The 12,001-nt window shown below is 70.3% G+C and carries 14 protein-coding genes; 4 read left to right on the top strand and 10 right to left on the bottom strand.

Annotated features, from left to right (window positions below):
• Positions 1 to 50: 50 nt before the first annotated feature.
• Entirely contained in the window at positions 51 to 674 is a 624-nt protein-coding gene (locus tag ACWEPG_RS07995) for a TetR/AcrR family transcriptional regulator (RefSeq protein ID WP_450113347.1), read from the bottom strand.
• A 204-nt stretch (positions 675 to 878) separates the two neighbouring features.
• Here ACWEPG_RS07995 and ACWEPG_RS07990 point away from each other — a divergent pair, with 204 nt between their 5' ends.
• Entirely contained in the window at positions 879 to 1,922 is a 1,044-nt protein-coding gene (locus ACWEPG_RS07990; RefSeq protein ID WP_450113346.1) for an LLM class F420-dependent oxidoreductase, read from the top strand.
• 47 nt (positions 1,923 to 1,969) lie between these two features.
• Here the strand turns inward: ACWEPG_RS07990 and ACWEPG_RS07985 are convergent, their stop codons facing one another.
• From ACWEPG_RS07985 to ACWEPG_RS07965, 5 genes are all read right to left on the bottom strand, one after another.
• A complete protein-coding gene (locus tag ACWEPG_RS07985; protein WP_452594201.1) occupies positions 1,970 to 2,761 on the bottom strand; it encodes an LLM class flavin-dependent oxidoreductase in 792 nt (263 codons plus the stop codon).
• Entirely contained in the window at positions 2,758 to 3,021 is a 264-nt protein-coding gene (locus ACWEPG_RS07980; protein ID WP_450113344.1) for an SHOCT domain-containing protein, read from the bottom strand. The genes ACWEPG_RS07985 and ACWEPG_RS07980 overlap by 4 nt, the downstream gene beginning before the upstream one ends.
• Positions 3,022 to 3,152: 131 nt before the next feature.
• A complete protein-coding gene (locus ACWEPG_RS07975) occupies positions 3,153 to 3,818 on the bottom strand; it encodes a response regulator (protein WP_452594200.1) in 666 nt (221 codons plus the stop codon).
• Positions 3,815 to 4,966, bottom strand: a complete 1,152-nt coding sequence (locus tag ACWEPG_RS07970; RefSeq protein WP_450113342.1) for a sensor histidine kinase — start codon at positions 4,964 to 4,966, stop codon at positions 3,815 to 3,817. Before ACWEPG_RS07970 ends, ACWEPG_RS07975 begins: the two co-directional genes overlap by 4 nt.
• Positions 4,967 to 5,059: 93 nt before the next feature.
• Positions 5,060 to 5,296: a LapA family protein gene (locus ACWEPG_RS07965; RefSeq protein WP_450113341.1), complete on the bottom strand. Its 237-nt coding sequence runs from the start codon at positions 5,294 to 5,296 to the stop codon at positions 5,060 to 5,062.
• 312 nt (positions 5,297 to 5,608) lie between these two features.
• Here ACWEPG_RS07965 and ACWEPG_RS07960 point away from each other — a divergent pair, with 312 nt between their 5' ends.
• A complete protein-coding gene (locus ACWEPG_RS07960) occupies positions 5,609 to 6,514 on the top strand; it encodes a universal stress protein (RefSeq protein WP_450113340.1) in 906 nt (301 codons plus the stop codon).
• Positions 6,515 to 6,616: 102 nt separating this feature from the next.
• Here ACWEPG_RS07960 and ACWEPG_RS07955 read toward each other — a convergent pair whose 3' ends face one another.
• Positions 6,617 to 6,880, bottom strand: coding sequence for a hypothetical protein (locus tag ACWEPG_RS07955; RefSeq protein WP_450113339.1), 264 nt, complete (start codon positions 6,878 to 6,880; stop codon positions 6,617 to 6,619).
• Positions 6,880 to 7,830, bottom strand: coding sequence for an acyl-ACP desaturase (locus ACWEPG_RS07950; RefSeq protein WP_450113338.1), 951 nt, complete (start codon positions 7,828 to 7,830; stop codon positions 6,880 to 6,882). The genes ACWEPG_RS07955 and ACWEPG_RS07950 overlap by 1 nt, the downstream gene beginning before the upstream one ends.
• A 105-nt stretch (positions 7,831 to 7,935) precedes the next feature.
• Here ACWEPG_RS07950 and ACWEPG_RS07945 point away from each other — a divergent pair, with 105 nt between their 5' ends.
• Positions 7,936 to 8,586, top strand: coding sequence for a response regulator (locus tag ACWEPG_RS07945; protein WP_450113337.1), 651 nt, complete (start codon positions 7,936 to 7,938; stop codon positions 8,584 to 8,586).
• A 13-nt stretch (positions 8,587 to 8,599) separates the two neighbouring features.
• Here ACWEPG_RS07945 and ACWEPG_RS07940 read toward each other — a convergent pair whose 3' ends face one another.
• Positions 8,600 to 9,208 carry a TetR/AcrR family transcriptional regulator gene (locus ACWEPG_RS07940; RefSeq protein WP_450113336.1) on the bottom strand — a complete coding sequence of 203 codons (609 nt, stop codon included), beginning with the start codon at positions 9,206 to 9,208 and terminating at the stop codon, positions 8,600 to 8,602.
• Positions 9,209 to 9,295: 87 nt separating this feature from the next.
• On the opposite strand from ACWEPG_RS07940, the gene ACWEPG_RS07935 reads away from it, so the two are divergent.
• Positions 9,296 to 10,324 (top strand): beta-ketoacyl-ACP synthase III, encoded by a 1,029-nt coding sequence (locus ACWEPG_RS07935; RefSeq protein ID WP_450113335.1) that lies wholly within the window; start codon positions 9,296 to 9,298, stop codon positions 10,322 to 10,324.
• 23 nt (positions 10,325 to 10,347) lie between these two features.
• Here the strand turns inward: ACWEPG_RS07935 and ACWEPG_RS07930 are convergent, their stop codons facing one another.
• Entirely contained in the window at positions 10,348 to 11,922 is a 1,575-nt protein-coding gene (locus tag ACWEPG_RS07930) for a sensor histidine kinase (protein WP_452594199.1), read from the bottom strand.
• Positions 11,923 to 12,001: the final 79 nt, after the last annotated feature.

Raw genomic sequence — 12,001 nt, 5'->3', positions numbered from 1 at the left:
GGTTGCGTGGGGACGGGTGTCTCGGGTGGGCGGTGTCGTCGGTGGGCGCGCTAGGGGACAGGTGGTTCGACGGTCGGTTGGGGTATGCCGGCGCGCAGCATCGCGAACGCCTCGCGCACGAGGGGTTCGGGGGTGTCGTGGCCGGTGTCGCCCTGCAACCACAGCTCGATCGCGCACTTGCAGGACGCCCCGATCGCCATCTGCAGGAGATTCGGGTACAGGTCGGTCGCGACGTTCGTGCCGGTCCGTTCCGCGATCGCCTCGCCGAGGATCCGGCTGACCCGGCCGTGCAGTTCCAGGTGGCAGGCCAGCAGGGCGGGGCTCTCCTCGATCAGCATCATTTCGGCGGCCATCTCGCCGAGGTCGCGGATCGGATCGAGCACGATCGACAGGACGACCGCCTCGAGCGAATCCCAGATCGGTTCGTCGGCGGGCCGTTCGCGCAGCCGCTGCGCCCAATGGGTGACGTCGGTTTCGAACCGGTACAGGACCGCTTCTTCCTTCGACGCGAAGTAGTTGTGGAAGGTCCGGGTGGAGACCCCGGCCTCGGAGGCGATGGCCTCGGCGGTGACGGCGTCGAGGCCGGCGGGCTTGGCCAGCCGGATCGCCGCCTCGCTGAGTGCGAGGCGGGTGGCGGCCTTCTTCTGGTCGCGCAGGCCGGGTTGGGTGCTCACCCCATTCAAGGTACGGAAGTTGCACAATCCTGCAAACTTGCACACCTATGCAATTTTGTGTGGTTGCCCACATGGAGCGGTGTGCTGTGACCGCCCTCACCGGCCGGCGGTCATCGATCCCGCTCGCCTCGGTCCTACGGTTTCGCGGCGACCCTGCGTAATGTCCCTCCCGAGCAGTCCCTCACAGCCGATTGGAGTGTCCCGGTGCGCATCGGAACGCAGATCACCTACAGCGGCGGGTTCGCCGAAACGGTCGCCGAGGTCGCGGACCTCGAACGCGCCGGACTCGACATCGCCTTCATGGCGGAGGCGTACTCGTTCGACGCCGTCAGTCAGCTGGGCTACCTCGCCGCCAAGACGACGACGCTCAAGCTCGCATCGGGCATCTTCCAGATCTACACCCGCACCCCGTCGCTGATGGCGATGACCGCCGCCGGCCTGGACTTCGTCTCGAACGGGCGGTTCGTGCTGGGGCTGGGGGCGTCGGGCCCGCAGGTCATCGAGGGCTTCCACGGGGTGCCGTACGACGCGCCGCTGGGCCGGACCCGTGAACTCGTCGACATCTGCCGCCAGGTGTGGCGCCGCGAGAAGGTGCAGTACGACGGCAAGTACTACCAGATCCCGCTGCCCCCGGAGAAGGGCACGGGGCTCGGGAAGCCGCTCAAGCTGATCAACCATCCTGTGCGCGAACGCATCCCGATCGTCATCGCCGCGATCGGCCCGAAGAACGTGGCGTTGACGGCGGAGATCGCGGAGGGCTGGCAGCCGATCTTCTTCCACCCGGAGCGTGCTATGGACGTGTGGGGTGAGTCGGTGGCCAAGGGCAAGGCCAAGCGTGACGCGTCGCTCGGCGAGCTGGAGATCTTCGCAGGCCCGGCGCTCGCGATCGGCGACGACGTCGACCACATGATCGACTGGATCAAGCCGCACCTGGCGCTCTACATCGGCGGCATGGGTGCCCGCGGCAAGAACTTCTACAACGACCTCGCCTGCCGCTACGGCTACGAGGCCGAGGCGAAAACCATCCAGGACCTCTACCTGGACGGCAAGAAGCAGGAGGCTGCGGCCGCCGTCCCGGACGAGCTGGTTCGCTCGATCTCGCTGATCGGCCCCGAGGGCTACGTCCGCGAGCGGGTGGCGGCGTTCAAGGAGGCGGGTGCCACGACCCTGACCGTCAACGCGATGGCCCCCGACACCGCCGGTCGGGTCGCGCAGATCGAGAAGCTGCGCGCGATCATCGACGCGTAGCCCCGACAGTTCGCCGAGTGTGCACTCGGGTGCGCACTCGGCGTCGGTCAGCGGGACAGTCGGGTCAGGATCGGGGTGAACACGTCGGCCAGCTCGCCCGGCACCGTCACCTCGTCGACGCCGAAGCGGCGCTCATGCTCGGACAGGGCCTGCGCCGCGCGGTGCGGGTCGGCGTCCAGCAGTCCGATCCCGCCGGTCGCCCGGATCCGATCCGCGGTGAGGCCGTCGCGGCCGATCCAGGCCGGCATCCGGTCGCCGACCCCGACGAGGGACAAGGTGAACGGCATTGCCGGACCACAGGACTCGCGGGCCCGGATGACGGCGTCCGCCAGTTCGGGAAGCGTGGTGGCGGGCCCCAGCGCGAGCGCCACCCGGTCCGCCACCCGTCCGGCCGCCGCCAGCATCCGCGGCCCGGCCGCCGACGCCACCACCTCGGGGGCCGGATCGACGCCCGCGCGCACCGCCGCGGCGGACTCCTCGACCTGCGCGATCCGTTCGGTGGCGCCGCCCCAGGGCATTGCCAGCCGCCGTGCCTCGTCCTCGGCGTCCGGTCGGCCCGCGCCGATGCCGAGTTCGAACCGCGCGTCCGAGAGTGATTGCAGAGCAGCGACTTCCCGAACCAGCGCGGCCGAGGTGCGGAGCGGAGCCGCCGCCACCCAGGTGCGCAACCGCAGGCGTGAGGTCACGGCCGCCGCGGCGGCGAGGACCGGGAACGGGGACGGTGTCCACAGGGTGTCCGGCACCAGAACGGCGTGAAATCCCATGTCCTCGAACAGTTTCACGCGGTCCGTCCAGGCGGCGCCGCCGACGCGAGGGGTGTCGACCACCACGAACCTCATCGTCGGGTCTCCCGCAGTACGGCGAGGCGGGCCCGGTACTCCGCCTCGGTGATCTCGCCGCGGGCGTAGACGTCGCGCAGCGTGGATTCGCCGTGGCGGCCGCGGCGCCGCCGCCCGAGGAGTACGAACGCGGCAATGACGATCAGCCAGAAAGTGATCGGGATCAGGATGAACCACGGGCCGACGCCCCATCCCGGTCCCCAGGGGCCGTCCCAGTGGTCGGCCAGTAACAGGGTTGTCTGTGCGTTCACGGTGTTCATGACGTCGAGCCTGCGCCGGTTCGGGTGCCGACGCGTCGGTCCGTGTGCGGAATCGTCGGTACGTCCGGATGCGTACGGCCGGTGTGCAGTTGCCGTCGCAATTCGCGGGTACCGGCGACGGCGACTGCATCTCAGCGCCAGCCGGGCCGGACCAGACCGGACTCGTAGGCCAGGACCACGAGCTGGGTGCGGTCTCGGGCGCCGAGCTTGAGCAGGATCCGGCCGACGTGCGTGCGCGCGGTGGCCGGGCTCAGCACCAGCCGCTCGGCGATCTCGGCGTTGCTCAGGCCCTCCGCAACCAGCGTCATCACCTCGCGTTCCCGGTCGGTCAGCGTGGCCAGCAACGTGCCGTCCGGGGCGGCCTTGGCGCGGGCGGCGAACTCGGCGAGCAACCGCCGGGTGACGGTGGGGGAGAGCAGCGCCTCCCCGTCGGCCACCACCCGCACCGCCCGGACCAGGTCGGCGGGTTCGGTGTGTTTGACCAGGAACCCGGCGGCACCGGCGCGGATCGCCTCGAAGACGTACTCGTCGAGCTCGAAGGTGGTCAGCACCACGACCCGGACCCCGGCCAGCTCCGGGCGGTCCGCGATCCGGCGGGTGGCCTCGAGGCCGTCGAGCACCGGCATCCGGATGTCCATCAGCACCACGTCCGGCCTCAGCTCCTCGGCCAGTCGCACCGCCTGCGCGCCGTCCTCGGCCTCGCCGACCACCTCGATCCCGCTCTGTGCGTCGAGCAGCGCCACGAAGCCGGCACGAACCAGCGCCTGGTCGTCGGCGACGAGCACCCGGACCGTCATGACGCGCCGGCCCCGTCGGCGGGCAGGGGAAGCGTGGCGCGCACCCGGAATCCGCCGTCCGGTCGCGTCCCCGCAGACAGCGTGCCGCCGAGGGCGCGGCTGCGTTCGGTCATCCCGGTGATGCCGTTGCCGGGAGGGTTCGCCGCGGCGGTGTGGCCGTCGTCGTCGACCTGGACCTCCAGCAGCCCAGGCAGGTACCGCAGGGTCACCCGGGCGGTCGACTGCCCGGAGTGCCGGGCCACGTTGGTCAGCGACTCCTGCACGATCCGGGCCGCCGCGAGGTCCACCCCCGTCGGTACGGGGCGGATGGTCCCGGAAATGTCTGTGGTGACATCGATTCCGGCATCGCGTGCCCGCGCGACGAGACCGTCGAGATCGGTGATCGACGGCGCAGGCGCCACCGGCGGCGCCTCGGGGCCCCGGCGCAGGGACTGCAGCATTGCGTGGACCTGGACGAGGGCGTCGCGGCTGGCCTCCTTGATCGACGCCAGCGCCATCCCGGCCTGTTCGGGTCGGCTGTCGAGCAGCTCGAGCGCGACCCCGGACTGCACGTTGATCATCGACAGACTGTGTGCCAGCACGTCGTGCAGTTCGCGGGCGATGTCCAGCCGTTCCTCGCTGGCCCGCCTCAGTCGCTCCTCCTCGGCGGCCCGGGCCAGTTCGCGGGCCCGCTGGCGCCGGGCCCGGATCGCCTCGCGCCGTTGCCGGATGACCTCGGCGATCGCCAGCAGGGTCAGCAGCCACGCCCCGATGCCGATCGCCGCGGCCGGCGTCGGGTACTCGCGGCCGGTCACCCACGGCACACCCCACACGTACACCACGTAGCCGACCGCCGGTGCCGCGTACAGCGGCCAGCGCGGGTACCGGGGCGCCGCGGTGAGAAACGCGATGACGATCGGCAGGAAGATCGGGCCCATCGGGTATCCGCGCAGCAGGAACACCAGCGCGGCCGCCAGCGTCACCGCCAGCACCGTCAACGGTGCGACCCTGCGCCACACCAACGCGGCCGACGCGGCCGCGATCAGGACGAACGCGTAGACGTCGAGTGGGTGGGCCGCGTTCTGATGGCGCGCCGAACCCACCGTGCCTGCGGCTGCGACGGCACCGACGACGAGTGCGACCGCGACGTCGACCGGACGGGCTGCCATGGACTCGAACCTAGCCGCGGATCGACCGGACGGCGTCGTCCCACGTACGTAGTCGCGGGTCCGCCGGACGGCCGATGTGGACAATCGGGCCGGTCAGCTGCCGGACTTCCGCCGGCCGACCAGCCAGCCGGCGATCCACCCGATCACGAACACGGCCAGCAGGAAGACCCACAGCGCCGCCTCGAAGCTGAACCAGGCCAACTGGATCGTGGTCGTCGCGGTGTTCTGGAAGATGAAGATCACCGCCAGCACCACCAGGGCCAGCGCCAACCATCTGCCCGGGGTCATCCGCGACATCAGCGAGGTCTTCGCGCTTCTCTGATCGGACATCGCACACTCCTGCCTGGCTGCGCCCACCGGTGCCGGGCTGCCGACCCGACGGGTGAATCCGCAGGTCACATACCTCATGGTAGCCGCGGAGGCGGCCGATCCGGCGTCAAACGGGACTGTGTCGCACGGTCGCACCGGCCCCCCGCGACCCGGTCTGGGGCTCGTCCCGAGACGCAATTCACCGCCGCGAGCGCGACCGAGACGCGACACGGGGACCTTCGACCCACGCGAACCCGGTGCAAAACCCGGACAATAGGTGCGGGGCACACGATGCCCCGACTGTCGGTGACGGATCTCCAGTGAGGAAGCAGCATGAGCGCAAGCAATCCAGTCGTGGTGGGAGTGGACGGATCGGAGTCGGCGTCGACGGCCGTTGTGTGGGCCGCCCGTACCGCCGCGGCCCGCAAGCTTCCCCTGCTGCTGGTCTCCGTCGTGCACGTGCCCGCTTACTACTACACCGAGCCCTACCTGGTGCGCGGCTACGGCGACGACCTGAAGAACGCCGGCCGCGCTCACCTCGACAGCGCCGCGGTGCTCGCCCGGGAGGTCGCCGAGGAGGTCGGCGACCTGGACATCGACACCAAGCTGCACGAGGGGCGGATCGCGGAGATCCTGCTGCAGTACGCGCCGCAGGCGTCGATGATCGTGCTCGGCAGCCGTGGGCTCGGAGAGTTCAGCGGCGCACTCCTCGGTTCGGTGGCCCGTGCCGTCACCTCGCACTCGACCGCGCCGGTCGCGGTGGTCCGTGGTCGCACGCTCGAAGGCCGGCCGCCGACCGAGGGCCCGGTCGTCGTCGGTGTCGACGGTTCGGAGATCAGTGAGGACGCCCTCGCCGCAGCATTCCAGGAGGCGTCGGCGCTGGGCGCGCAGCTCATCGCGGTGAACGTGTGGAGTGACGTGTCCGTACAGCCGTCGCTCGGTGCGACCGAGGACGACCCGCACTGGACTTCCATCCAGGCCGCCGAGGAGGCGGTGCTGTCCGAGCGGCTCGCCGGGTGGATCGAACAGTATCCGGACGTGCCCGTGCAGCGGGTGGTCCGCCGCGACCGTCCGGTGCGGGTGCTCAGCGAATTCTCCGAGCAGGCACAGCTTCTCGTGGTGGGAAGCCACGGCCGCGGCGGGTTCAAGGGCATGCTCCTCGGCTCCACCAGCGCGGCACTGATGAGCACCGCCGACTGCCCGGTGCTGATCGTGCGCCCGGCACAGTTGGCCGGATAGTTCACCGAACCCGAAACGAAGGGTCGGTCCCCGGGAGGGGACCGACCCTTCGTTTCGTGCGGACGAGTCTGCCCCGGATGTCGGTTCAGGGCCGTTGTCGGTTCAGCCGAACTCGTCGAGCCCGCCCGCCCGCAGCCGCGCCCACACATCGGTGGGGTGCACACCACGCCGGACGGCGTCATTTTCGATCAGCACGCCGAGCAGCACCGAGTTCAGGAACGCGAGCGCATCCGGGTCGTGCCGGGCGGACTTGGCCTCCGCCCATCGGGTGACGTTGCCGCGCTTGGCCGCGGACGCCATTTCCAGCGCCGTTTCGAACAGCGCCTGGGTGTCGGTCGATGGTCGTTCGGTCGTCAGATCCGTCATCACACACCCACCTTCTGTCCACGGGCCGCCGCACGGGCCAGTGCCCGGTCGCGGGACTCCTCGAACCTGGCTGCGTCGGCGTGCAGACTCTCGAGGAACACCGCCAGCTCCTCGCGGAGCGTCTCCGCCTCCCCGGTGAAATCGGTGCGGTCGAACACCTTCCACGTGCGCAGCACCGGCATCACCACGTCGTCCAGGTGTTGGCGCAGATCGTAGATGCCGCCCTTGGCGATGAGCACCGCGTTACGGCGGAACTGTGGCATCGTCGCGCCCGGCATCTGGAAGTTGGTGAGGATCTTGAGGATTGCGCGCATCGCTTGTGTCGGAGCGACGTCCAGCGCCGCACCGGTGATGTTGCGGTAGAACATCATGTGCAGGTTCTCGTCGGCTGCGACCCGGGCCAGCATCCGGTCGGCGATCGGGTCACCACACGCCTTGCCGGTGTTGCGGTGCGACACCCGGGTCGCCAGCTCCTGGAACGTCACGTAGGTGACCGCGTCGAGGATGCCCTCCTGCAGGTTCGGGTTGAACCCGTGCGTCATGTGGGCCATCCGCGCGTCCTCCAACGCCACCGGATCCACCCCGCGAGTGACCACCAGGTAGTCCCGCATCACCACCGAGTGCTTGTTCTCCTCCGCGGTCCAGCGGCCCACCCACGTACCCCAGGCTCCGTCCCGGGAGAAGTTCTCCGCGATGACCCGGTGGTACGACGGCAGGTTGTCCTCGGTGAGCAGGTTCGTGATCATCGCGGCCTTCGCGACGTCCGTCAGCTGCGACTGCTCGGGGTCCCAGTCGACGCCGCCGAGTGCCGCGAAATTGCGGCCGTCGTCCCACGGCACGTAGTCGTGCGGGTGCCAGTCCTTCGCCATCGACAGGTGCCGGTGCACGTTCTCCTCGGCGACGGGCTCGAGTTCGTGCAGCAACTCGAGTTGGGTCAGTTCTCGTGCCACGGTGTCCTCGTCCCCATTCGCAGTGCCGGAAGTCCAGCGATGAGCCTGGCGGATCGAGACCCCTGGCCGATAGTGCCGAAAGTCCCGATGTGTTGGGATTGAGGAATGCAGACACGGCTTTTCCTGGTCGACGACCACGAGATCGTCCGGCGGGGCCTGGTGGACCTCCTCGGCGGCGCCCCCGACTTCACGGTGGTCGGGGAGGCCTCCTCCGTCGCGGAAGCGCTGGCGACGTTTCCGGCGTCGGGGGTCGACGTCGCGGTCCTCGACGTGCGGTTGCCGGACGGCTCCGGGGTGGAGCTCTGCCGGGAACTGAGGTCGGCGAACCCGGAGCTGCGGTGCCTGATGCTCACCTCGTACTCCGACGACGAAGCCCTCTTCGACGCGGTGCTCGCCGGAGCGTCCGGCTACCTGCTCAAGCAGATCCTCGGCACCGACCTGATCGCCGCGGTCCGGACCGTCGGAGCCGGCGGGTCGCTGCTCGACGACCGGGCCACGTCCGCCGTCCTGGCGCGGATTCGGGCCCAGCGCAACAAGAGTGGGCTCGTCGACGAACTGACCGACCAGGAGAAGGTGGTGCTCGATCTCATCGGTGAGGGTCTGACGAACCGGGAGATCGGCGCCCGCATGCATCTCGCCGAGAAGACGGTGAAGAACTACGTGTCGCGGTTGCTGTCGAAGCTGGGGATGCAGCGTCGCACCCAGGCCGCGGTCCTGGCCACCGAGCTGCGCGGTCGACCCGAGCGGGGACGGTGACCCGGGCCGGGGGTCAGGACGTCAGCCCGCCCGCCACCGCCCGCTCGGCGAGGAGTCGACCGAGCAGGAAGTCGAGCTGGGTGCGGGCGTCGTCGAAGGGGCGGGTCGACTTGAGCGCGCGGCTCTGCACGATGGCGCCCTCGATCGCCGACAGCAGCAGTCCCGCCGTCGACCGCGCGGTCGCCTCGTCGAGGCCCGCCGCGACCATGCCGCCGGCGAGGCGGGAGGTCCACTCGGTGAACGCCTGGCCTGCCGCGGACCGGACCGCCGGATCCGGTTCGTCCAGTGCCGCCGCCATCATGAACGAACCGAGCCGGTAGTCGCTCGACTCGAGCGGTTCGAGCCAGAACGCGAACAGCTCGTCCAGCCACCGGTCCATCGACGGTGCGGTCGCGAACTTGTCCGCCATCACGGTCAGGTGTGACTGCACCAGGCGGGACACGATCCGGGTGGCGGTCTCCACGAGCTGGCCCTTGCCTTCGGGGAAGTGCTGGTAGAGCGAGTTGCGCGACGCGTTGCTGCGTTTGAGCAATTCCGTCAATCCGGCCGCATTCACGCCGAGTTCCTGCACCATCGTGATGGTGGTCGCGAGCAGGCGAGCGCGCGGTCGCGCCGTCGTCATGTGAGCTCCTTCCGAAACGCTTGTGTGGACCGATCGGTTCATGTTAGACCTGGAGATGAACCGATCGGTTCACATGGAGAGGATGTCATGCCCGCGAAGATCGCCACCGCCAGTCCCGTCACCCACGCGGCCCTTCTCGGCCTCGGTGTGTACCGACCCCGGCGCGTCGTTCCCAACGCCGAGATCGTCGACCTCATCGACTCCTCCGACGAATGGATCCGGACCCGGTCCGGCATCACGGCCCGCGGCTGGGCCGAGCCCGACGAGACCATCGTCTCGATGAGCGTCGCGGCCGCCCGTGACGCGCTCGCGGCCTCGGGTCTGGTGGCCGAGCAGATCGACGCCGTCGTGCTGGCGACCTCATCGCAGATGGTGCTTGGCCCGTCGGCGGGCGCGATCGTGGCCAGCGAACTCGGAATGCAGGACACCGCGGCCTACGACATCTCCGCCGGGTGCGCGGGCTTCTGCTACGCGCTCGGCAACGCCGCGAGCCTCGTTCGTGCCGGGCAGGCCCGCCACGTGTTGGTGATCGGCGTGGAAAGGCTGTCCGACCTGCTCGATCCGACGGACCGGACATGCGCGTTCATCTTCGCCGACGGCGCGGGCGCGGTCGTGGTGGGTCCCTCCGACGCCGAGGGGATCGGGCCGGTCGCGTGGGGTTCGGACGGTACCCAGACCACGGCGATCAAGCAGGACAAGGACTTCAAGGAGTTCTTCGCCGACGTTCTCGAGCGCGGCGCCGAGGCGGAGCGCCCGTACATCCGGATGAACGGTCAGGCCGTGTTCCGCTGGGCGGTCACCTTCCTGGAGAAGGCGTGCCGCGACGCGCTGGAGAAGGCCGGGGTCGCGGCCGACGACCTGGACGCGTTCGTGCCGCACCAGGCCAACAGCCGGATCACCGACGCGCTGATCCGGACGCTGGCCCTGCCCGACACCGTCGCGGTCGCCCGGGACATCGTGGAGACCGGCAACACCAGCGCGGCGTCGATCCCGATGGCGATGGAGCAGCTGCTCCGCTCCGGGGCCTCGCAGCCCGGTGACACCGCGTTGCTGCTCGGTTTCGGTGCCGGACTGGCCTACGCAGGGCAGGTGGTCCGGCTTCCCGCGATCGCCTGAGCCGTCGGGCCGCCCGCTCCGCGTCAGTGGAGCGGGACCCGCCAGGTGAGCCTGGTTCCCGCGCCGGGCTCTGAGCGGACCTCGCAGCGGCCGCCGCAGGCGGCCGCACGCCGGTCCAGGTTCGCCAGCCCGCTGTGGGGTTCGGTGCCGGTCATCCCGATGCCGTCGTCGTCGACGACGATCGTGAAGTCCTCGGCCGCGGACACCGTCACCGTGAGGGTCGTGGCGTTCGCGTGCCGACGCGCGTTCGAGAGTCCTTCCCGCAGAACCGCTTCCGCGTGGGGGGCGACCGACGTCGGAACCAGGGTGTCGATCGGGCCGGAGAACTGTACGGACGGGGTGACGTCGGCGGTGAGCTCGCCGATCACGTCGAGTAGCCGGCGCCGCAGACCGGCGGCCGGCGCCGCGTCGGCGGACTGCAGGTCGAAGATGGTGGTGCGGATCTCGCGCACCGTCTGATCGAGCTGCTCCACCGCCCGGGCGAGCACCTCGGCGGTGCGGCCCTCCGTCGCAGCGGACACCGACTGCAGGCTCATGCCGGTGGCGAACAGGCGCTGGATGACGTTGTCGTGCAGGTCCCGTGCGATCCGGTCGCGGTCGGCGAGGACGTCCAGCAGGCGCTGCTGGCGCTGCTGGTGCGCGAATTCGAGGGCCACCGCCGCCAGGTCCGCCATCGACGCGAGTCGCTGTAGCTCGTCCGGATCCCATTCGGGCCCACCGGTTTCGCCGCTGACCACCAGGGCGCCCTGGACGTGCTGCGGACCGGCCACCGGCAGCGTCGCCGACCGGGTCGTGCCCGCGCTCAAGTCCGCGAAGTCGACGTCCTGCCCGACCGTCAGCCGCGAATCGGTGGTCGCGAGGACGGTGCTCGCGTCGTCCACCGTGTCGACGAGCGTGACCGCGTCGGCCGTGCCCAGCTCCCGTGCCTGCCGGACCAGCAGGTCAAGGGTCTCGGGCACCGACCCGCCGATCAGCAGCCGCGAGGTGATCGACGACATCGCGCTCAGCCAGCGTTCCCGGGTGCGGGACTGCTCGAACAGGCGCGCGTTGTCGATCGCGAGGGCCGCGGACTCGGCGAGCACCGTCAGGATCGTCTGGTCCTCGTCGCTGAACTCCGGTGCGCCGCGCTTCTCGGTGAGGTAGATGCTGCCGAACGCCTCCCCTCGCACGATGATCGGCATGCCCAGGAAGCTGTGCATCGGCGGATGGTTGGGCGGAAACCCGACCGACGCGGCGTGGGTGGCGAGTTCCCGGATCCGCACCGGGCGGGGTTCGTTGATCAGCAGGCCGAGCAGGCCGCGCCCCTCGGGCAGATGTCCCATCGTCGCGCGAGTTCCGGGGTCGATGCCCTCGTACACGAATTCCGACAACCCGCCGCCGGGGGCGCGGACACCGAGCGCGCCGTAGCGGGCGCCGAGCAGTTCGGTTGCCGCGCGCACGATCCGCTGCAGCGTGGTGTCCAGGTCGAGGCCGGCGCCGACCACCAGTACCGCCTCGAGCAGATCGCGCAGGGTGCCGGGGGAGCTGACGTCCTCGCCGAGTCGCCGGTGCACGGTGTCGAGCAGGCCGTTCAGGCTGCCTGCGGGATCGTCGACCATGCCCCGAGCCTACTGGGGGCGGGCGCGCGTTCGGTCGTGGGCACTCCCGCCGCTCGCCCCGGGCGTGCGGCCCCGGCCG

It is taken from the genome of Rhodococcus sp. NPDC004095, assembly GCF_053604015.1.
This window is presented reverse-complemented; position numbering and strand designations above follow the sequence as displayed.